Origin of the sequence: Rhodococcus sp. AH-ZY2, from assembly GCF_030916465.1 — a bacterium.
Lineage (GTDB): Bacteria > Actinomycetota > Actinomycetes > Mycobacteriales > Mycobacteriaceae > Rhodococcus > Rhodococcus ruber.
On record NZ_CP126458.1, the window covers coordinates 2,947,266 to 2,968,231 of the forward strand.

Here is a 20,966-nt window from a genome sequence, read left to right on the forward strand (position 1 = left end):
TGCCTCTAGCCGATCGGGTAGTCCTTGTCGGCGCCGCCGACGGGGTAGTCCTTGTCGGCGCCGCCGACGGGGTAGTCCTTGTCGGCGCCGCCGGTGGGGTCCACCGCGAGCCGGTAGCCGCGCTTGACGACGGTCTGCACGATCGCGGGGGCGCCGAGCGCGGACCGCAGCCGCGCCACCGCCGTTTCCACGGCATGGGTGTCGCCTCCGCCCCCGGGCAGCGCGGCGAGCAGTTCCTCACGGGAGACGACCCGGCCGGGGCGGGCGGCCAGGGTTCGCATCAACGCCATCGCGGCGGGCGCCAGGCAGCGGATCTCCCCGTCGACCACGACGCACCGGCCGCGGACGCTGAGCACGTGCCCGCCCGCCTCGATGCGGTGGGCGCGCCGCGGCAGCTCCTCGGCGAGGTGCCGGGCGAGGGATCCGAGCCGTGCCCGGCCCGGCGCCGAGACCGGCACCTCCAGCTCGACCAGCGGCGCGGCCGTCACGGGACCCACGCACACCGCGGTGACGCCGGTGCGCAGGGCGCGCAGCATCGCCTCGAGCATGCCGGTGGCCTTGGAACGCAGCAGCAGCGACGCGACGGCCGGGGCGCTGGTGAAGCTCACCGCGTCGATGCTGTGGTCGGCGATCTGCTCGATGAGCCGGTCCATCGCGGTGGGATCGTCGGGCGGGGTCCACCGGTACACCGGGACCGCCACCACGTCGGCACCGGCGTCGCGCAGCACCTCGCACAGATCCGCACCGGGCTCCCACTCGGTCCGGGCGCCGTGCAGCTGCACCGCGATCCGCACCCCCTCCACGCCCTCCGCCAGCAGGTGCTCGAGCACCTCGGCGGAGGACTCGGACGCCGGGGACCACTCCTCCCGCAGGTCGGCCGCGCGGATCGCGCCGGTGACCTTCGGCCCGCGGGCGAGGATGCGGCTGCCGCCCAGGGCCTCGCCGAGCTGCTCGGCGAGGCCCCAGCCGTCCGCGGCCCCCATCCAGCCGCGGAAGCCGATCGCCGTGGTGGCCACGGTGATGTCCGGCGGGGTGTCGAGGATGTCGCGCGTCACTCGCTCGAGCTCGGCGTCGTCCGTGAGCGGGATGATGCGGATGGCGGGTGCATGGACGATCTCCGCGCCGCGCCGGGTCAGCAGGGTGGCGAACTCGTCGGCGCGGCGCGCGGCGGTGATGCCGATCGTGAAGCCGTGCAGCGGCGCGGTGTCCTCGCTCACGAACGCTCGCCGTAACCGCGGTGCACGGGCACGAGACTGTGGATCTGGACGACTCCGGCCCACACCCGCACGTCGTACACGGGCAGGCGGACCGACGGGTCGTCGAGGCAGCGTCCGTCGTCCAGCGAGAAGACCTGCTTGAGCAGCGGGGACGCGACGGTCGGCTCCCCGCTGCGGTCGCCGACGATCCCGCGCGACATCACCGCGGCCCGGCCGAACGGGTCGAAGTTGCCCACCGCCCGCAACGTGCCGTCGTCGAGCAGGAACAGTGCGACCTGCTCCCCGCCGCGCAGCAGCACGGCGACGCCGCGACCGGGGATGAGGTGGCTGAGCGGGCAGGCCGACGTCCATTCCAGACGCCCGTCGTACACGGTGGCGCGCGACGCGCGTTCGGCAGTGTGCGTCTCGATGACGGTCATGAATGTCCTCCTTGGAACTACGGACGGAATTCTCCGGGGCCGGTGTTTCTCGGGGGTTAACCCGAGATTCCCTCGCGGTAAGAGGGCATTCCGACCAGTACCGGCACCTTCCGCTTGCCCGAGTCGTCGAACCGCACGGTCGGGTCGGCAACGTCGGGGGCGTTGACGAACGACACGAACCGGGACAGCTTCTCGGGATCTTCCAGGACGCCCGCCCACTCGTCCCGGTATCCGGCGACGTGTCTGGCCATCGCCGCCTCGAGCTCGCCGGCGATGCCGAGACTGTCCTCGCACACGACCGCCTTCAGGTGCTCGAGACCGCCGTCGAGGGCCTCGAGCCAGGGCGCGGTGCGCTGCAGCCGGTCGGCGGTGCGCACGTAGAACATCAGGAACCGGTCGATGTACTTCACGAGCGTCTCGTCGTCGAGACCGCCGGCGAGCAGCTGCGCATGCTTGGGCGACTGGCCGCCGTTGCCGCACACGTACAGGTTCCAGCCGCTCTCGGTCGCGATCACCCCGACGTCCTTGCCGCGCGCCTCGGCGCACTCGCGTGCGCAGCCGGAGACACCGAACTTGAGCTTGTGCGGGGAGCGCAACCCGCGGTAGCGCAGCTCGAGGTCGACGGCCATGCCGACCGAGTCCTGCACGCCGTACCGGCACCAGGTCGATCCCACACAGCTCTTCACGGTGCGCAACGACTTGCCGTAGGCCTGGCCGGACTCCATGCCGGCGTCGACGAGTCGCTTCCAGATGAGCGGCAGCTGCTCGACCCGCGCGCCGAACAGGTCGATGCGCTGTCCTCCGGTCATCTTGACGTACAGCCCGAAGTCGCGGGCGACCTCGCCGATGACGATGAGCTGCTCGGGGGTGCACTCCCCGCCGGGCATCCGCGGCACCACCGAGTAGGTGCCGTTCTTCTGGATGTTGGCCAGGAAGTGGTCGTTGGTGTCCTGCAGCGCCGCCTGCTGCCGGCCCAGGATGTGATCCGAGTCGGTCGAGGCGAGGATCGAGGCGACGACGGGTTTGCAGATGTCGCAGCCGGTCCCCCGGCCGTACTTGGCGATCAGTGCCGAGAACGTGCGGGTGTCGGTGGCCTGCACGATCTGGAACAGCTCGGCCCGGGACTGATCGAAGTGCTCGCACAGCGCCTTCGACATGACCACGCCGGACGCCGCGAGGAGCTGCTTGACGGTGGGCAGGCACCCGCCGCACGTGGTGCCGGCGCCCGTGCACGCCTTGACCTGGGCGATGTCGCACGCGCCGTCGGCGATGGCGCCGCAGATCGCCCCCTTGGTGACCCCGTTGCACGAGCACACCTCGGCGTCGTCGGGCAGCGACCCGGCGCCCGGCTTCTCCCCCGCCGGCGAGATCAGCGCCGCAGGGTCGCCGGGCAGCTCCCGGCCGACGAGCGGCCGCAGCGACCCGTACGCGGAGGCGTCGCCGACGAGGATGCCGCCGAGCAGTGTCTTCGCGTCGTCCGAGACGACCAGCTTGGCGTAGGTGCCCTTGGCCGCGTCCGACAGCACGACCTCGAGGGCGCCCGGGGTGGCGGCGTGCGCGTCGCCGAAGCTTGCGACGTCGACCCCGAGCAGCTTGAGTTTGGTCGACAGGTCGGCCCCCGGGAACTCGGCGCCGCCGCCGAGGAGCCGATCGGCCACGACCTCTGCCGTGCTGTAGCCGGGCGCGACGAGGCCGTAGCAGGTGCCGTCGACGGCGGCACACTCGCCGACGGCGTAGATCGCGTCGTCGGTCGTGCTGCGGCAGCCGAGGTCGGTGCGGACGCCGCCGCGGGGGCCCAGCTCGAGCCCCGCGTCGCGGGCCAGCTCGTCGCGGGGGCGCACCCCGGCCGAGAACACGAGCAGCGCGGCGTCGATCACCGATCCGTCGGACAGTTCCACCCGCAACCCGTCGGGACCGTCGGTGATCCCGGCGGTGCCGACGCCCGTGTGCACCGTCAGGCCGAGGTCGGTGACGAGGCGGGCGAGGAGCGCACCGCCGCCCTCGTCGACCTGCAGTGGCATGAGCCGCGGCGCGAACTCGACGACGTGCGGTGTCAGGCCGAGCATCCGCAGCGCGTTGGCCGCCTCCAGCCCGAGGAGTCCACCACCGACGACGACGCCGACCGCACCCGGCGCGGCCTGCTGCGCGCCGGCCCGGATGCCGTCGAGGTCGTCGAGGGTGCGGTAGACGAAGCACCCGGCCAGATCCTTGCCGGGAATCGGCGGGACGAAGGGGTACGAGCCGGTGGCCAGGACGAGCGCGTCGTACCCGATCACCTCGCCGGCGTCGGTGGTGACGGTGCGCCCGGCCCGGTCGATCGCCGCGGCCCGGGTGCCGATCCTCAGGTCGACCAGGTCGTCACCCTCGTACTCGTTGCCGGCGAGGGCGAGTTCTCTCGAATCCCAGGAACCGACGTACGAGGACAGTCCCACGCGGTCGTAGGCGGGCAGCGGCTCTTCGCACAGGACCGTCACCGACCAGAGGTCGTTCTCGTCACGGGTGCGCAGCGCCTCGACGAATCGGTGGCCCACCATGCCGTGCCCGACGACGACGACAGACTTGTGGCTCATACCGTTTCCTTCTTCCTTGGTGTGCGGGTGGGGCCGGGGCGCCCTCAGGCGCGGACGGCCACGGTGGTGACGTCGCGCTCGGCGGGCGTCTGCCCGGTGGGGGCGCTGGGGCGGCGCAGGAACACGGCCCAGGTGACGACGATGCAGACCAGGTAGAAGGCGAGGAACACCCAGAACGCCATGGTCGCCGACTTGGCTTCGCTGCTGTAGGAGGCGCGCAGCACCAGGTTGATCCCGACGCCGCCGAGACCGCCGATGGCGCCGGCGAAACCGATCAGGGCGCCGGACATGCTGCGCGCCCAGGCGGCCTTCCCGGCCCTGTCGAGCGAGTCGAGGCTCTGCGCCTTGGCTTCGAAGACGGACGGGATCATCTTGTAGACGGAGCCGTTGCCGATACCCGAGAGCAGGAACAGGGCGATGAACCCGAGGACGAAGGTCACCATGATTCCGCCGGTGGCGGCGCCGGCGGTGGCGTCGTCGAGGGTGCCGGCGGTGACGAGCAGTCCGGCCGCGAGGGCCATTGCCGCGAACGTGTACAGCGTGATCCGGCCGCCCCCGATGCGGTCGGCCAGCTTGCCGCCGAGCGGCCGGGCGATCGATCCGAGCAGCGGACCGACGAACGCGATCTGTGCGGCGTGCAGGGCCGCCTCGGCGGCGGTCGCGCCCCCGGCGAGGAAGTTGATCTGCAGTACCTGGCCGAACGCGAAGCTGAAACCGATGAAGGAGCCGAAGGTGCCGATGTAGAGGAAGCTCAGGATCCACGAGTCGCGGTAGCGCAGGGATTCCCCCATCGCTCGCAGGTCGGCGCGCTGATCACCGAGGTTGTCCATGAACAGGGCCGCGCCGAGCGCGGCGAAGGCACACAGCACCAGGTAGACGGCACACACGATCCACGGTTCGGTGTTGCCGACGGTGGCGATGACGAGCAGGCCGACGAGCTGCACCACCGGCACGCCGATGTTGCCGCCGCCCGCGTTCAGGCCCAGCGCCCAACCCTTGAGCCGTTGCGGGTAGAAGGCGTTGATGTTGGTCATCGACGACGCGAAGTTGCCGCCGCCGAGGCCGGCGATCGCGGCCACCACCAGGAAGGTGGTGTAGGAGAAGCCGGGGTTGAGCATGAGGTACAGGGTCGCGACGGTGGGGATCAGCAGCACCAGCGCGCTGAACACGGTCCAGTTGCGACCGCCGAACCGGGCTGTGGCGACCGTGTAGGGGATGCGCAGCAGCGAACCGACCAGGGTAGGCACGGCGACGAGGAAGAACTTGCCGGCGGCATCGATGCCGTAGACGTCGGTCGGCATGAACAGCACCATCACGGACCAGATGGACCAGACGGAGAAGCCGACGTGCTCGGCCAGGACGGACCAGATCAGGTTCCGCTTCGCGATCTCCTTGCCGCCGGCGTCCCATGCCGCCGTGTCCTCGGCGTCCCAGTGTTCGATGCGGTGCTTGCGGGCGAACTTCGCACGCAGGCCTTCGGTCGGTGATATTCCGGTCGTTGCGGCCACCCCATGCCCCTTCCTCGGGTCGGTATCGATGGACCCAAGGTAGGAAACGGGTGTTGCCGCGGTGCTGCCCTCGGTGACTGCCGCGTCAAGAGATGCTCACCTGCGGCAGGAGGTCTCCGTGAGGTCGTCGCCGCGGGGGTGCGCGGGGTGCGGATCGGCGCCGGAGCCGCCCCAGGTGTCCTCGACGTACCGCTGCCGGCAGGCCACCCGGCCGGCGATCAGGACCACGAACGCGGCGCCGCCGAGGAACACGAACGGTGCCGTCCAGCCACCGGTGATCTCGCGCAGCACCCCGACCAGGACCGGTCCGACGCAGGCGACGGTGTACCCGAGGCCCTGGGTGAACCCGGACAGCGCCGCCGACGCCGCATGGGTGCGGGTGCGCAGGTTGATCAGGGTCAGTGCCATGGGGAAGGTGGTCGGCCCGACGCCGATCGCCAGCACCCACAGGGCGGTGGCCGTCAGCGGTGCGAGCAGCAGGCCGGTGAACCCTACGGCGTAGCTCGCCACGCACACGAGGACGAGCGGGAAGGGATCCCGCATGCGGGCGCACGCGGCGGGGGCGACGAACGAGGCCGCCAGGCCGACGAAGGAGAACAGCGCGGTCATCGCGCCCCCGAGTGCCTCGCTGCCCCCGGCGTCGAGCAGTACGGCGGGAATCCAGGTGAACATCGAGTAGGTGATCAGGGAGGTCATGCCGAACATGCCGGCCATGCCCCATGCGACGGGCGAGCGCCACACCCGGCCGGGTGCAGGGGCGGAAGGGGGCGCGTCGCGGGTGCCCGGCTTCGCACCCCGGGCCCGGTGGAGTACGCCGATCCACGGAATCGCCGCGGCGAACGCCCACGCCGCCCACAGACCGATCGACCAGCGCCACCCCGCGGCTTCCGCGACGGGGACCGCGGCCAGGGCGGGCAACACGGTGCCGATCTGGACGCCGACGATGTAGACGGTGCTCACGACGGCGAGCCGGTCGGAGAAGTACCGCTTGACCAGCGGCGGGATCACCACGTTGCCGACGCCCATTCCGGCGAGGGCGAGCGCCGAGAACGCGAGCAGTGTCCACGTCTCGTGAGTCAGCGCGCGGGCCGCCATGCCGACTCCGGCGGCCAGCATCGCGATCAGGGCCGTGGTCTCGAGCCCCGCTCGCCGTGCGATGACCGGGGTGAGGAGACCGAACGCCGCGAACATCGCGGTCGGCACCATCCCGAAGACACCCACCACGGCAGGCGCGAAGCCGAGTTCGGCGCGGATCTGTTCGGCGAGGGGACTGAACGAGGTCACGGCGAGGCGCAGCGTGAGGGCGGACATCACGATCGCGACGAAGACGAGGAGACGTCCCCGCAGCAGGGACGTGGATCCGGCATCGGTGACAACCACGGAGCGAATCATAGGATGACCCGATGTATATCGTCGAAGGTGTTTTCCGGATGCAGGAAGGAGCCCCATGCGCACCGTGCGACGCACCGGTCTCGTCGCCCAGGTCACCGAGCAGTTACGCGGCCACATCCGCACCGGCGCCTGGGCAGTGGGCACCCGCATCCCGACCGAACCCATCCTGGCCGAGCTGACCGGCACGGGCCGCAACACCGTGCGCGAGGCCGTCCAGGCACTCGTGCATTCGGGGCTGCTCGAGCGACGGCAGGGATCGGGCACCTACGTCGTCGCCACCTCGGAGGTGGGCAGCGCACTCGGCACCTACTTCGCCGACGCCCACGAACAGGACGTGCTCGAACTGCGGCAGGCGCTCGACGTCACCGCCGCGGCGCTCGCCGCGCAGCGCCGCACCCGGGCGGACGCAGAACACCTGACCGAACTGTTCGACGCGCGGATGCGCGCGTGGGCGGACCCGCGTTCGGCCGCCGCCCTCGCCGCCGACGTCGCCCTGCACCGCGCGATCGTCGCGGCCAGCCACAACGCCGTGTACCTCGAGTTCTACGACTCGCTGATACCCGTCATCGAGGAGACGATCCGCCGTCGCGTCGAAGAGACCGGCGCAGGCTTCCACGACGAGCACCGCGAACTGGTGCTCGCCGTCGTCGCAGGAGACCCGGGTCGCGCCGCGGCCGCCGCCCTCGCGATGTTCGGGGAGCTGCGCGGCAGTGACGCCTAGAGGAGGCGAGACCTAGAGGAGCAGACGCACCAGATCCGAGGTGTGTGCCAGCCCCGGGAACGCCTCCTCCGTCGAGCGCGGATGCAGGGCGTGCACGGCGAGCCGGAACATCACCGCGCGCAGCAGCATCTGCGGCCACTCCGGCAGGTCCTCCCAGCGGCCGATGAGCTCGTCGTCGGCGCCGCCCCACGACAGCGCATCGACGACGGCGACGCCGGCCGCCCACGACGCGGGTCGCCAGTAGGGGGTGATGTCGGTCAGGCCGGGTGCGGCGCTGCCGGCGAAGAGCACGGTGCCGAACAGGTCGCCGTGCACGAGCTGATCGGGCAGGTGGACCGGCTTGCGCAACGTCGCGAGCTGGTTGATCAGATCGATGCTCTTGCGTCCGTCGGGCGTGACGGTGTCGGGGGCGCCGGCGGCGCGGGCGGTGCGCAGCGGTACCGCCTCCCAGGCCGCGCGGTCGGCGGCGACGAACACGTCGACGTCCTCCCACGGCGCCACGGGCGGCTGCATGAGGAAGCGCGGTCGCTCGAGTTGGGCGGTGGCGGCGTGCAGCCGGAGCGACAGCGCCACCACCTCGTCGTGCCGTGGTTCGGAGGTGCCCACGATGTACGTGTCGGCGCGCCAGCCGGAGACGACGTAGCGGCCGTCGGTGGAGCGAACCGGCCGCGCCAGTCGGACCCCGTCGACGTCGAGGTTCTCGCGCACCTTCGCCGACCACGCTGCCCGGGCGTGGTCGGCGACCGGCGAGAGCACGACGTCGCCGCAGCGCCAGCCACCGTCCCAGTCCGCCCCGAGCGGGACCGGTTCGACGTCGCGTAGGCCGAAGGTCGAGCGCACGTGCTGCGGGGGTTCGAGGGGACTCACGGGGCACACCGTACAGTCGGCGCCGCCGCCTTCAGGGAAGGCACTCCGTTACCCGGGGACAGCATTCCCGCATCGTTATCTCACCGTGTTCCCTCAGTACACGGGCAGTGACGGGTCCACCTGCTGAGCCCACGCGAGCACGCCGCCCTGCAGGTGCGTGGCGTCCGAGAAACCGGCCTTCTTCAGCACGGCGAGCGCTTCGGCCGAGCGGATCCCGGTCTTGCAGTGCAGCACGATCGGCTTGTGCTGCGGCAGCTCCGCCAGCGCCTCTCCGGAGAGGATGCGGTCCTTCGGGATCAGCCGCGCCCCGTCGATGTGGACGATGTCCCACTCGACCGGCTCGCGCACGTCGATCAGTTCGATCTCCCGGTCCGACTCGAGCAGCCGGTGCAGTTCGGTCGGGGTGATCGTCGACTCGGCCACGGCCTCGGCGGCGTCGTCCGGCACGACACCGCAGAAGGACTCGTAGTCGACCAACTCCGTCACCGGCACCCGGCCCGGATCACGGCGCAACGTCACCGTCCGGTAACTCATCGCGAGAGCGTCGTAGATCATCAGCCGTCCGAGCAGCGACTCGCCGATGCCGGTGATCAGCTTGATCGCCTCGGTGGCCATGATCGACCCGACGGACGCACAGAGCACCCCGAGGACACCGCCCTCCGCACAGGACGGGACCATGCCCGGCGGAGGCGCCTCCGGGTACAGGTCCCGGTAGTTCAGTCCCCGCCCGCCCGGCGCGGCCTCCCAGAACACCGACACCTGTCCCTCGAACCGGAAGATCGACCCCCATACGTACGGCTTGCCGGCGAGGATCGCCGCATCGTTGACGAGGTAGCGGGTCGCGAAGTTGTCGGTGCCGTCGAGAATCACGTCGTACTGCTCGAACAGCTCGACGGCGTTGCTGCGGTCGAGCCGGACCGGGTGCAGGCGCACCGCCACGTTCTCGTTGATCCCCCGGATCGTGTCGCGGGCGCTCTCCCCCTTGGGCCGGCCCACGTCGGCGACCCCGTGGATCACCTGCCGCTGCAGGTTGGACGATTCGACGTCGTCGAACTCGACGATGCCGAGGGTGCCGACCCCGGCCGCGGCGAGGTAGAGCAGCACCGGGGAACCGAGGCCGCCGGCACCGATGCACAGCACCCGCGCGTTCTTCAGCCGTCGCTGCCCCGTCACCCCCACCCCGGGGATGATCAGGTGCCGGCTGTAACGGGCCACCTCCTCGCGGGTCAGGTCCGCGGCGGGTTCCACCAGAGGTGGCAGTGCACCGGATTCCACCAGGGATGGCAGTGACGTCACGACAGCTCCTCGGCCGGTTCGATCGGGCGGTTCCCCGATTGTCCCATCCTCATGCTCGCGGATACGGCCACGGATTGAACCTGCACGTCAGCCCGTCGCGGGGGACGACGCCCTCGGGGTCGAGCCCGGCGATGTCGTCGTTGGCCGTGCCGAACGACTGCTGCATCATGATCGGCGCCAAGCCTCCGTCGCTCCCGCACCCTTCGTGGGCGGCGAAGCCGATGGCGTGCCCGATCTCGTGGTTGATCAGGTACTGGCGGTAGGAGCCGATGTCCCCCTGAAACGCGACGGCGCCCCGCACCCAGCGGGGCTCGTTGAGCAGGACCCGGCCCACGCCGGGGTTGAAGCACGAGACCTCGAGTTCGATGTCGTACCCGCAGCCCTGCCGGATCGTCATCTGGGAGGTCAGCGACACCCGGAAGTCGGGCTCACCCTGATCGACGCGCCGGAATGCGAACGCCGGGTCCTGGATCCAGCTCTTCGGGTTGGCCAGGGTCTCGTCGACCATCCGCGCGAATGCGGCGTCGCCGCCGTAGCCGGTGGTGTCGACGCCGTCCTCGATCTCCACTGTGTAGGTGTAGACGCGGCCGGTGCCGACCTGATCGCCGGTCCCCGGCACGACCCGCCAGGTGCCGGTTCCGGCCGCCGTGAACGGCCCACCCTCCGGGAGCGCACCGGACGGCAGATCGGCGGGGAACGTGCCGTCGGCGACCGGCGCGGGCACACCCACCACGCCGCCGGATTCGGCTACCGCGTCCCCGGCCGCCGCGGGCTCGGGTCGATCGCCACCGGCGCGCAGGGCGTCCACCCCGACGATCACCGTGAGGATCGCGAGGACGGGAACGGCGTAGGCCCGCCATCCGTAGGTCGCGACGAAGCGCCCGAGCCGGCTCTGCCGGCGCACCCCGCGATCCGGGCGCGGCGGACGCGGGCGGGTGCTCTCCCCCGAAACGGGATCCCACTGGGCTCGCAGGGGCTGGTGGGAAGGGGCGCGGGTGCGGCGCCACTCGGACGGCCGGTCCTCGGGTGTCCGGTGCGGACTGCGCACCGGGCGGCGCGGTGTGTCCGCCACGTCGGCTCCTGCTCGCTCGGTCACGGCTGCCAGAATCTCACACGGTCGTCGCCGGACGTGCCGGGTCGCGAAGCGCGGCTCGCGACCGCCCCCGCGCCGCTGTGGCGCCGCGCACAGTAGCCCCTCGGCTGGGATACTCGTGGGTAGGGGTGCGCCGCACCTCGAGGGCCCCCGGCCTGTAACGTGCAGAGACGATTGCACGTCGTAGTGGTAGGTATCACTTCGACGAATATCTCGGATTGGGAGCGACATGACCGAACTCGCAGCCCGGACATCGTCCGGCCGCGCCACCAGCTCGGGCAACGGCACCGGCACTCGACGCGGCGCCCGGATGCCGCGGGACGAGCGCCGGGTCCAGCTCCTCGCTGCAGCCAGCGAAGTCTTCGTCACCCGCGGGTACCACGCGGCCGGCATGGACGAGATCGCCGAGTGCGCCGGGGTCAGCAAGCCGGTGCTGTACCAGCACTTCCCCGGCAAGCTCGAACTGTACTGCGCGGTACTGCAGAGCTATGTCGACAGCCTGATCTCCGGTGTCCGCCAGGCCCTGCGGTCGACCACCGACAACAGGCAGCGCGTCCGCGCTGCGGTGCAGGCGTTCTTCGACTTCGTCGACAACGACTCGCAGGGTTTCCGGCTCGTGTTCGAGTCGGATCTGATGGGCGAGCCGCAGGTGGCGAACCGCGTGGAGCAGGCCACCGAGGCGTGCGTCGACGCGGTGTTCGACCTGGTGAGCCACGACTCCGGGCTCGACCCGTACCGGGCGCGCATCCTGGCGGTCGGCCTCGTCGGCACCAGCCAGTTCACGGCCCGCTACTGGCTCGAGGCCGCCCGGCCGATCCCGAAGGAAGACGCCGTCGACACCACGGTCGCGCTCGCCTGGGGTGGTCTGTCGCACGTGCCGCTGCAGCCGGAGCTGCGCCGGCGATGAGCGACGGCGCCGACCGAGGGTCGCGCCCGCAACGACGGAAGGGCCGGGGCAGTCGCCCCGGCCCTTCCGTCGTGATGCCGTCGTTCTAGCTCGCCGCGAACCCGACCTTGCGGATGTCGGCGGGGCCGATCTCGACGTAGGTGACCCGCGATGCCTGCACGATGAGCTTGCGGCCCTTCTCGTCGACGAGCGTCAGGACGCCGTCCTTGTCGCCGGCCAGGGCTTGCGTCACGAGCGACTCGACCTCGTCGGGCGTCTGCTCGCTGACCACGGTGAGCTCGCGGGGACTGTCCGCAACACCGATCTTGACCTCCACGGTCGACCTCCGAACTCTCAGGGCTCTACAGCTGTCCCCGCCCAGATTAGTGCAGTCCCAGCACTGCCATCCGGTCGGCGTGCTCGAGCTGCATCCGGTCGAACAACGCCGCGATGTCGGCGAGATCACCGGTAGCGGCGATCACCAGATCGGTGAGATCCTCCCGCTGGGCCATCACGTACTGGGCCTGGGTGATGGCCTCGCCCAGCAGCCGCCGCCCCCACAGCATCAGCCGGTCCTTGTCGGCGGCGCTGTGCCGCACCGCCTCGCGGACCTCGTGCACCACGAATTCCGAGTGCCCGGTCTCGGCGAGCACCTCTCGTACGACCTCGGCCACCTCGGGGGCGAGGGTACCGGCGATCTCGCGGTAGAAGTCGGCGGCGATGCCGTCGCCGACATATGCCTTGACCAGCGACTCGTGCCAGTTCGACGGGTTCGTGGACGCGTGGTAGGCGTCGAGGGCACGCCGGTAGGGCTCCATCGCCGCGTAGATTTCGACACCGCGCGCGGTCAGGGCGGCGTGCAGCGTCTCGAAGTGGCTCATCTCCGCCGCCGCCATGCTTGCGAACGCCACCCGCCCCTGCAGGCTCGGCGACATCCGCGCATCGTCGGCAAGGCGATAGAAGGCCGAGATCTCACCGTAGGCGAGCACCGCGAACAGCTCGGCGACGCCGGGATGGTCGGCCGGCACGCGCACCGGGGCGGCGGATGGACGGGACGGTGACGGTGACGTTTCGGCTCCCATGACGACACAGCGTAGTACCCGGCCGGCGACCGCGCGGCTCACGGCACTCGCACCCGGTACAATGGTTCCGGAAGGCCGCGCCTCGAGGCGCCGACCACCGGCCCCGCGGACTTCACCGATGATGTGCGCGCACCCGATCGCAGATCGCTGCCGCGCCTCGCAGAGCCCTACCGGCCGCTGAGGCGCAGGCCCGGTCGCCTCTCCACTCGTGCGTGCGTGCCGAGACCAGGAAGGCCAGACCCCTGAGCAAGATCACTGTCGACCACGAAGACGACGCCACCGAAACCACGGTGTCGGCCCAACTCGACGCCACCCACACCCCGCCCACGTTCGCCGAACTGGGCGTGCGGGACGAGATCGTCCGCGCTCTCGCCGAGATCGGCATCGAGCGCACCTTCGCCATCCAGGAGCTGACGCTCCCCCTCGCCCTCGCCGGCGACGACCTGATCGGACAGGCACGCACCGGCATGGGCAAGACCTTCGGGTTCGGTGTCCCGCTGCTGCACCGCCTCACCACCGCCGAGTCCGGCACCACCGCCCTCGACGGCACGCCCCGCGCGCTGGTGATCGTGCCGACGCGCGAGCTGTGCCTGCAGGTCACCCAGGACCTCGAGAACGCCGCCAAGTACCTCCCCGGCTCCACCGGTGCCCTGAAGATCCTGTCCGTCTACGGCGGACGTCCGTACGAAACGCAGGTCGACGTGCTGAAGAAGGGCGTCGACGTCGTCGTCGGCACCCCGGGCCGGCTGCTCGACCTCGCCAACCAGGGTCACCTGATCCTCGGCAAGATCGGCGTGCTGGTGATGGACGAAGCGGACGAGATGCTCGACCTCGGCTTCCTCCCCGACATCGAGCGCATCCTCGGCATGGTGCCCGACCGTCGCCAGACGATGCTGTTCTCGGCCACGATGCCCGGGCCGATCATCACGCTCGCCCGCACGTTCCTCACCCGCCCGACACACATCCGCGCCGAGGAACCGGAGTCCTCCGCGGTGCACGAGCGCACCAACCAGCTCGTCTACCGCGCGCACGCGCTCGACAAGGCGGAACTGGTGGCGCGCGTGCTGCAGGCCGAGGGTCGTGGCGCCACCATGATCTTCACCCGTACCAAGCGCACCGCGCAGAAGGTCGCCGACGAGCTCGCCGAGCGCGGCTTCGCCGTCGGGGCCGTGCACGGTGACCTGGGGCAGATCGCTCGTGAGAAGGCGCTGGACAAGTTCCGCAAGGGCAAGATCGACGTGCTGGTCGCCACGGACGTGGCCGCGCGCGGCATCGACATCGACGACGTCACCCATGTCGTGAACTACCAGTGCCCCGAGGACGAGAAGACCTACGTCCACCGCATCGGCCGCACCGGCCGGGCGGGGCGCACCGGTATCGCCGTCACCCTCGTCGACTGGGACGACATTCCGCGCTGGCAGCTCATCGACAAGGCCCTCGATCTGGGCATGCCCGATCCGGTCGAGACCTACTCGAGCTCGCCGCACCTGTTCGAGGAGCTGGGCATCCCCGACGGCACGACCGGAACCGTCCGCAAGACGCCGACCGAGCGGCCCGCCCGCGAGGAGGGCTCCGAGGATGCGGCACGACCCAAGCGCACCCGGGTCCGCCGGCGCACGCGCGGCGGCCGGCCGGAGACCGGCGGCGCCGAGCACTCCGGCACCGGTCCCGAGACGGCGGGCGCGAGTTCCGCCTCGGGGCAGAGCGAGGAGTCCGGGAGCGGAACAGCGCCCGCACGGCGGCGCCGTCGGCGGCGCCGCGGCGGTTCCGCCGCGACCGGCGACACCGTCGCGAACAGCGAAACGGTCACGGCTTCGGCTGCCCAGTAGCCGCTCGCGATGATCGCACCGGAGCGCAGAACCCGGGCGGATCTGATCGCAGCACTCGTGCTCGCCGTCGCGGTCGTCGCGGCGGCGAGCGTCGTCTGGTTGCGCTCGGATGCGCGTGGCACCGTGTCCGTCACGACCGACGCGGCACCGGAGCCGCCACCGTCCGCGACCGTCGTGCCGTCGACCCTGACGGAGGCGTGGCGCGCCCCCAGCGGCGCGACGTCCCGTCCGATCGCGGTCGGCGCCGTCGTGGTCACCGGGGACGGCGGCACCGTCACCGGCCGCGCCCTCGACTCGGGCGCCGAACTGTGGCGCTACGACCGCGACATACCGCTGTGCGGTGTGGTCGAGGACTGGCGCACCGCCGTCGCGGTCTACCGCGACCGGCGGGGATGCAGCCAGGTCACCCAGCTCCTTCCCGACTCGGGAATGCGCGGCGCGCAACGTTCGAGCGACGCCGACGACGCGGTGACCCTCACCGCTGCCGACACCCACGTGATCTCCCGGGGCGACACTCGTCTCGAACTGTGGCGGTCCGATCTCGTGCGGACACTCGAGTACGGACGCGTGGACGCGCCCGTCGTGCCGGGGGCCCAGCCCCGCAGCGGATGCACGCTGAACTCGGCCGCGGCGAGCAACAGCCGGCTTGCGGTGGTCGAACGCTGCCCCGGTGAGGAAGCCGACCGCCTGACGCTGCTCGAGACGACCCCCGAGGCCGATTCGCAGCCGGCGGAGATCGCCTCGTCGGTGCTACCGGAACTGGGACCGGACGACGGCGGTACGCGGGTCGTCGCGGTGACCGGCGAGCGCACGGTGCTGTATCTGCCGCCCACCGCGTCCTCCGGGCCCGTGCTCGCCGTGTACGACGCCGCGGGCACGGTCACCGCGCGGCACCCGCTGTCGGCCGCGGCGACACCGGAGGCGGTGTTCCCCGCGACGGCCCAGGGTTCGATCCTCACGTGGTGGTCGGGCACGCAGACCGTCGCCCTCGGCGGCGACGACCTGGTGCCGCAGTGGACGGTGCCGGGAACGACGGGCACCGGCAGTGCCATGGCCGGAGCGCTGCTGCTTCCGGTGCGCGACGCCCTCGCCGTGGTCGATCCGGCCACCGGGACGGAACGGCAGCGCATTCCGGTCGCGCGCGACGGGACCGGTGTCGTGAACGTCGCGGTCGCCGGGAGTGCGGTGCTCGAGCAGCGGGGGCCGCAGGTCGTGGTGCTGCGGTGAGCCCGGCCGGGCCACCGGTCACGACGTGAAGGTGACCAGCTCCTTGCCGTCGCGCCAATGGGCGAGCAGGTTCTCGGCCAGCACGCGGTAGGCCTCGGCGCCCTTGTTCTTCCGGCCGGCCAGCACCGAGGCTCCGGACGCCGACGCCTCCGCGAAGCGGACGGTGCGCGGGATCGGCGGCGCGAGCACCGGCATGTCGTACCGGTCGGCGACGTCGGCGAGCACGTCACGGCTGTGCGTCGTGCGGGCGTCGTAGAGGGTCGGCAGCGCACCGAGCAGCTCGAGGTCGGGGTTGGTGATCTGTTTGACCTCGGCGACGGTGCGCAGCAGCTGCCCGACGCCGCGGTGCGCGAGGGTCTCGCACTGCAGGGGCACGAGCACGGACTGCGCCGCGGTCAGGCCGTTGAGCGTGAGCACGCCCAGCGACGGCGGGCAGTCGATCACGACGACGTCGAAGCTGTCGAGCAGGGGCGCCAGCGCCCGGCGAAGGGTGAACTCGCGCCCCGGCCGCATCAGCAGCAGCGCCTCGGCGCCGGCGAGGTCGATCGTCGCGGGCAGCAACGTGAACCCCTCGCCGGTATCGAGCAGGACCTCCTTGGCCTCCGCCGCCCCCACCAGCACGTCGTGCACCGACCGTTCGAGCCGGTCGGGGTTGTGCCCGAGCGAGAACGTCAGGCAGCCCTGCGGGTCCAGGTCGACGACGAGCACCCGCTGCCCCAGCCCGGCCAGGGCGGCCGCCAGAGACGCGACGGTGGTCGTCTTCGCGACGCCACCCTTCTGATTTGCCACCGCAAGTACCGTTGTCACGGGTCGATCCTCGCTGAAAACTCGCCCGAACGCGAGAATCGACCGCGATATCCGCCCTCCGGCGGGTCGCCGAACCTCACGAAAGGCCCGATCGTGATCCGCCGCGCCCGTCCCGCCGACGTCGACGCTCTCACCGCCCTCGTCTACGAACTGGCCGAGTACGAGAAGGCTCGCCACGAGTGCACCGTCGTGCCCGAGCAGCTGCACACGGCGTTGTTCGGGGCCGATGCCGCCGCGTTCGCCCACGTGGCCGAGGACGCGCACGGAACGGTGGTGGGCATGGCGTTGTGGTTCCGCAACTTCTCCACCTGGGACGGGGTGCACGGCATCTATCTCGAGGACCTGTACGTCCGGCCCGAGCACCGGGGGCAGGGACACGGCCGCGCCCTGCTCGCGGCGCTGGCCCGCGAGTGCGTCGACCGCGGCTACAGCCGCCTGAGCTGGTCGGTGCTGGACTGGAACACGCCGTCGATCGGGTTCTACCGTTCGCTCGGCGCGGTCCCGCAGGACGAGTGGACCACCTTCCGTCTCAGCGGGCAGGCGCTCACCGCGCTCGGCGGGGGTCAGGCCGCGTCGTCGGCATCCGGCGCGTAGTCCTGGGCCAGCCAGCGCGTCGTCGGCGGGCTGAACAGCAGCACCAGCGCCGGCACCACGATCAGGGTCAACAGGATGCCGAGCACGACCTGGTGGGAATCGGTCAGCAGCGACCAGGCCACCGGCAGCAACAGCAGCTGCGCGACGATCGCCACGGCCCGTCCCCAGCGCTGTCCGCGTAACAGCGCGATCCCGGCCGCGAGCACGCCACCGAACAGGATTCCCAGCCACAGCGCGAGGCCGTAGCCGTTTCCGACCGTCTGGTCGTGCCCGCCCGTCAGCGCCCGGACCACGGACACCACAGCGAAACCGATCGCGATCACGCCTTCGAGGACGACGAGACCACCCGCCGCTCGAACGGTGGACGGGACGGTGCTGCGTGGCGACTCGGTGGACACCCGGCCAGCGTAGTGGACCCGTGCGAGACCACTTAGGCTGATGCTCCGTGCGCGCACTGCTGATCGTGAACCCCAACGCGACGACCACCACTCCGGCCGGTCGCGACCGGTTGGCCCGCGCGCTCGCCGATCGGGTCTCCCTCACCGTCGCCCACACCACCCATCGGGGGCACGCCGCCGAACTGGCCCGCTCGGCGCACGCCGACGGAATGGACGTCGTCGTCGCGCACGGCGGCGACGGCACCGTCAACGAGATCGTCAACGGCCTGCTCGGTACCCCGTCCGAGCGGGTTGCCGACCCCACGCTCCCGCTGCTCGCGGTCGTCCCCGGCGGGTCGGCCAACGTCTTCGCCCGTTCGCTGGGTGTGGACGCCGATCCGGTGAAGGCGACCGCGCAACTGCTCGATCTGCTGGCCCGGCGCACGACCCGCCGGATCGGTCTCGGCCACTGCGACGGCCGGTGGTTCGTCTTCAATGCGGGGCTCGGACTCGACGCACAGGTGTGCGAGGCCGTCGACCTGAGCCGGCTGGGCGGGCGGAAGGTCACGACCGCCCGATACGTCGTGCATTCGATCACGCAGTTCTTCAAGTCCAAGGGTGCCGAGCCCGCGCTGACGCTGACGCTGCCCGGACGGCCGCCGATCCCGGGCGTGTACTACGCGTTCGTCTCCAATTCGAGCCCGTGGACCTATCTGGACAAGCGCCCGGTGCACACCAATCCGGGCACCTCGTTCGACACCGGGCTCGGTGTCTTCGCGATGACGACGACGGCGGTGTTCGCAAGCTTGCGGGTGGTCCGCCAGTTGCTCGCGCGCCACGGGAATCCGAACTCCCGCCGCTTGGTGCGGGTCGACGACGTCGCACGGGTGCGAGCGGAATCGAGCCGGCCGATCGGCCTGCAGGTGGACGGGGACTACCTCGGTCTTCGCACCGAGGTGGAGTTCGTGTCGGTTCCGGCCGTGCTCGAGGTCGTGGCACCCACCCCGTCCGTGGAGTGACCCGGGTTACATTTTTGTGTTCCGCGGTGTACAAAGGAAGTTCGAGTCCCGGAACGGGCCACAGCCGGCGTGAGCTTCCCCACGGTCGTGTCGATTCCTATTGACTTCACGCTGGTTCGTGAAAGCATTCACAAGTAACCGCGCGGAAACACTTGCCGACGCACGCATGAACTTGCCACCACGATCAGCCGGTGCGACGAGCACTATCGAAGGAGAGTAGAAGCATGGACTGGCGCCACAAGGCCATCTGCCGCGACGAGGATCCCGAGCTGTTCTTCCCCGTCGGTAACAGCGGCCCGGCCCTCGCGCAGATCGCCGACGCCAAGCTCGTGTGCAACCGCTGCCCCGTCACCGCCGAGTGCCTCTCGTGGGCCCTCGAGTCCGGTCAGGACGCGGGCGTGTGGGGCGGCATGAGCGAGGACGAGCGTCGTGCCCTCAAGCGCCGCAACGCCCGCACCCGGGCGCGCTCCGCGGTCTGACACGGCCCACCGCCACAGATCTCCGGGAAGGCCCGGCACCGCTTCGGTGCCGGGCCTTCCTGCCTCCGCGGGCCTGGTTCCCGCCGGACTCCCCACGGGGGCTCAGCCGAGCGCCACCCGGCCCAGCGGAACCCGCAGCCGCGCATCCGTTCCCGTCGTCGCGCCCCGCTCGAGCCGCAACGTGCCGCCGAGTTCGGCGGCGACGAGCGTGCGGACGATCTGCAGGCCCAACCGGTCCGAGCTCTCGAGGTCGAATCCCTCCGGCAGTCCCTTGCCCTCGTCGTGGACCACCACGTCGAGCCAGCGGGCCGACCGCTCGGCCCGCAGCGTCACGGTGCCGGCCGCACCCGGATCGAAGGCATGCTCGACCGAGTTCTGCACGAGTTCGGTGAGCACCATCACCAGCGGTGTCGCCCGCTCGGCGGGGAATACCCCCAGGCTGCCCTCCCGGCGCACCCGGACCTGACTGCCCACGGCCGCGACGTCGACGACGATGGGGATCAGCCGGTCGACGACGTCGTCGAGATCGACCTCCTCGTCCACCGACATCGACAGCGCCTCGTGCACGAGCGCGATCGACGTCACCCGGCGCACCGCCTCGGCCAGCGCCTGCCGGGCCTCGGTGTTGCCGGTGCGTCGCGCCTGCAGCCGCAGCAGGGCCGCGACCGTCTGCAGGTTGTTCTTCACCCGGTGGTGGATCTCCCGGATCGTGGCATCCTTGCTCAGCAACGCCCGATCGCGCCGCTTGACCTCGGTGACGTCGCGGATGACCACCGCCGCACCCTCGAGCCGGCCGCCGGGCGCGAGCACCAGCGCACGCAGCAGCACGGTGGCCCCGCGTGCCTCGATCTCCATGGGCCGTCCCAGCTTGCCGCGCACCGCACCCCGCAGGTAGCTCTCGACGTCCTCGCTCTCGAACGGATCGGTCACCAGCGCGCGTGTCGTCTCGATCAGGTTCTGGCCGAGCAGGTCGGAGTTCAACCCCATCCGGTGGTAGGCGGACAGGGCATTCGGGCTCGCATACACCACCCGGCCGGACCGGTCGAGGCGGATGAAGCCGTCGCCCGCGCGGGGGCTCGACTTGGTGTCCGAACGCAATTCCGTGGTCGGGAAGGTGCCCTCGCAGATCATCGTGAACAGGGCGTCGGCGCACTCGAGGTACGCGGTCTCGAGGGCGCTCTTGGTGCGCCTGGCCACGGTGGCCGCGTCGCGGCTCAGAACGGCGATGACCTGCCCGTCCCAGCGGACCGGCACCGCCTGCCGGCGCAGCGGCGCGACGTGGCTGGGCCGCGCGTCCGCAGAGACGACCACTCCGGTCTCGAGGGCCCGCAACACGTGCGGGTGTTCCCGCTCGGACACCACCGAACCCACCATGTCCTCGGGCAGCACGGTCGATGCGGTGGTGGGGCGGCACTGCGCCACGCACACCACCCCACTCGGCTCGGCGCTCACCCACAACAGGACGTCCGCGAAGGACAGGTCCGCGAGCAACTGCCATTCGCCGACGACTCGCTGCAGGTGGTCGACCGCACCGCCCGGCAGGTCGGTGTGCTCGGCGAGAAGAGCGCTGAGGGTGGACACGG

20 protein-coding genes are annotated in these 20,966 nt (G+C 71.1%); 7 read left to right on the top strand and 13 right to left on the bottom strand.

What is annotated here, in order from left to right; genetic code table 11:
- Positions 1–5: 5 nt before the first annotated feature.
- The 5 genes from QNA09_RS14600 to QNA09_RS14620 all read right to left on the bottom strand — a co-directional run bounded on the left by QNA09_RS14600 (position 6) and on the right by QNA09_RS14620 (position 7,106).
- On the bottom strand, positions 6–1,217 hold the full coding sequence (locus tag QNA09_RS14600; protein ID WP_119699878.1) for a uroporphyrinogen-III synthase: 1,212 nt from the start codon (positions 1,215–1,217) through the stop codon (positions 6–8).
- Positions 1,214–1,636 carry a nitrite reductase small subunit NirD gene (gene nirD / locus QNA09_RS14605; protein ID WP_017679554.1) on the bottom strand — a complete coding sequence of 141 codons (423 nt, stop codon included), beginning with the start codon at positions 1,634–1,636 and terminating at the stop codon, positions 1,214–1,216. The genes QNA09_RS14600 and nirD overlap by 4 nt, the downstream gene beginning before the upstream one ends.
- Before the next feature lie 56 nt (positions 1,637–1,692).
- Positions 1,693–4,206, bottom strand: coding sequence for a nitrite reductase large subunit NirB (gene nirB / locus QNA09_RS14610; RefSeq protein WP_119699879.1), 2,514 nt, complete (start codon positions 4,204–4,206; stop codon positions 1,693–1,695).
- Between the two features lie 44 nt (positions 4,207–4,250).
- Entirely contained in the window at positions 4,251–5,714 is a 1,464-nt protein-coding gene (locus QNA09_RS14615) for an MFS transporter (protein WP_010594713.1), read from the bottom strand.
- A 96-nt stretch (positions 5,715–5,810) separates the two neighbouring features.
- Positions 5,811–7,106 (bottom strand): MFS transporter, encoded by a 1,296-nt coding sequence (locus QNA09_RS14620; protein WP_119699880.1) that lies wholly within the window; start codon positions 7,104–7,106, stop codon positions 5,811–5,813.
- A gap of 55 nt (positions 7,107–7,161) precedes the next feature.
- Here QNA09_RS14620 and QNA09_RS14625 point away from each other — a divergent pair, with 55 nt between their 5' ends.
- Positions 7,162–7,827, top strand: coding sequence for a FadR/GntR family transcriptional regulator (locus QNA09_RS14625; RefSeq protein ID WP_059174414.1), 666 nt, complete (start codon positions 7,162–7,164; stop codon positions 7,825–7,827).
- Between the two features lie 12 nt (positions 7,828–7,839).
- Here the strand turns inward: QNA09_RS14625 and QNA09_RS14630 are convergent, their stop codons facing one another.
- The 3 genes from QNA09_RS14630 to QNA09_RS14640 all read right to left on the bottom strand — a co-directional run bounded on the left by QNA09_RS14630 (position 7,840) and on the right by QNA09_RS14640 (position 11,038).
- Positions 7,840–8,694, bottom strand: a complete 855-nt coding sequence (locus QNA09_RS14630; protein WP_010594716.1) for a TIGR02569 family protein — start codon at positions 8,692–8,694, stop codon at positions 7,840–7,842.
- A gap of 93 nt (positions 8,695–8,787) precedes the next feature.
- On the bottom strand, positions 8,788–9,990 hold the full coding sequence (gene moeZ, locus QNA09_RS14635) for an adenylyltransferase/sulfurtransferase MoeZ (RefSeq protein WP_372446878.1): 1,203 nt from the start codon (positions 9,988–9,990) through the stop codon (positions 8,788–8,790).
- Positions 9,991–10,039: 49 nt separating this feature from the next.
- The gene (locus tag QNA09_RS14640) at positions 10,040–11,038 is read right to left on the bottom strand and encodes a DUF3152 domain-containing protein (RefSeq protein ID WP_372446902.1); all 999 of its coding nucleotides are present in this window, start codon (positions 11,036–11,038) and stop codon (positions 10,040–10,042) included.
- A 274-nt stretch (positions 11,039–11,312) separates the two neighbouring features.
- On the opposite strand from QNA09_RS14640, the gene QNA09_RS14645 reads away from it, so the two are divergent.
- Positions 11,313–11,990, top strand: a complete 678-nt coding sequence (locus QNA09_RS14645) for a TetR/AcrR family transcriptional regulator (RefSeq protein ID WP_017679558.1) — start codon at positions 11,313–11,315, stop codon at positions 11,988–11,990.
- Positions 11,991–12,075: 85 nt separating this feature from the next.
- Here the strand turns inward: QNA09_RS14645 and QNA09_RS14650 are convergent, their stop codons facing one another.
- Together QNA09_RS14650 and QNA09_RS14655 are read right to left on the bottom strand one after the other, a co-directional pair.
- Entirely contained in the window at positions 12,076–12,306 is a 231-nt protein-coding gene (locus QNA09_RS14650) for a DUF3107 domain-containing protein (RefSeq protein ID WP_003939138.1), read from the bottom strand.
- Between the two features lie 46 nt (positions 12,307–12,352).
- The gene (locus QNA09_RS14655; RefSeq protein ID WP_026137492.1) at positions 12,353–13,051 is read right to left on the bottom strand and encodes a ferritin-like fold-containing protein; all 699 of its coding nucleotides are present in this window, start codon (positions 13,049–13,051) and stop codon (positions 12,353–12,355) included.
- 212 nt (positions 13,052–13,263) lie between these two features.
- Between QNA09_RS14655 and QNA09_RS14660 the strand changes: the two genes are divergently transcribed.
- Complete coding sequence (locus QNA09_RS14660; RefSeq protein WP_017679560.1) at positions 13,264–14,880, top strand: DEAD/DEAH box helicase; 1,617 nt, start codon at positions 13,264–13,266, stop codon at positions 14,878–14,880.
- Positions 14,881–14,889: 9 nt separating this feature from the next.
- The gene (locus QNA09_RS14665) at positions 14,890–16,107 is read left to right on the top strand and encodes a hypothetical protein (protein WP_010594722.1); all 1,218 of its coding nucleotides are present in this window, start codon (positions 14,890–14,892) and stop codon (positions 16,105–16,107) included.
- An 18-nt stretch (positions 16,108–16,125) separates the two neighbouring features.
- Here the strand turns inward: QNA09_RS14665 and QNA09_RS14670 are convergent, their stop codons facing one another.
- On the bottom strand, positions 16,126–16,914 hold the full coding sequence (locus QNA09_RS14670) for a ParA family protein (RefSeq protein WP_102031961.1): 789 nt from the start codon (positions 16,912–16,914) through the stop codon (positions 16,126–16,128).
- 93 nt (positions 16,915–17,007) lie between these two features.
- Here QNA09_RS14670 and QNA09_RS14675 point away from each other — a divergent pair, with 93 nt between their 5' ends.
- Positions 17,008–17,508 carry a GNAT family N-acetyltransferase gene (locus QNA09_RS14675; protein WP_010594724.1) on the top strand — a complete coding sequence of 167 codons (501 nt, stop codon included), beginning with the start codon at positions 17,008–17,010 and terminating at the stop codon, positions 17,506–17,508.
- Here QNA09_RS14675 and QNA09_RS14680 read toward each other — a convergent pair.
- Positions 17,478–17,906 carry a hypothetical protein gene (locus QNA09_RS14680; RefSeq protein ID WP_010594725.1) on the bottom strand — a complete coding sequence of 143 codons (429 nt, stop codon included), beginning with the start codon at positions 17,904–17,906 and terminating at the stop codon, positions 17,478–17,480. The two genes, QNA09_RS14675 and QNA09_RS14680, sit on opposite strands and share 31 nt — an antisense overlap.
- 47 nt (positions 17,907–17,953) lie before the next feature.
- Here QNA09_RS14680 and QNA09_RS14685 point away from each other — a divergent pair, with 47 nt between their 5' ends.
- A complete protein-coding gene (locus tag QNA09_RS14685) occupies positions 17,954–18,904 on the top strand; it encodes a diacylglycerol kinase family protein (RefSeq protein WP_010594726.1) in 951 nt (316 codons plus the stop codon).
- Between the two features lie 224 nt (positions 18,905–19,128).
- Positions 19,129–19,383 carry a WhiB family transcriptional regulator gene (locus QNA09_RS14690; RefSeq protein ID WP_003939130.1) on the top strand — a complete coding sequence of 85 codons (255 nt, stop codon included), beginning with the start codon at positions 19,129–19,131 and terminating at the stop codon, positions 19,381–19,383.
- A gap of 102 nt (positions 19,384–19,485) precedes the next feature.
- On the opposite strand, the gene QNA09_RS14695 is transcribed toward QNA09_RS14690, so the two are convergent.
- Positions 19,486–20,964: a sensor histidine kinase gene (locus QNA09_RS14695; protein ID WP_040272462.1), complete on the bottom strand. Its 1,479-nt coding sequence runs from the start codon at positions 20,962–20,964 to the stop codon at positions 19,486–19,488.
- Between the last annotated feature and the right edge of the window lie 2 nt (positions 20,965–20,966).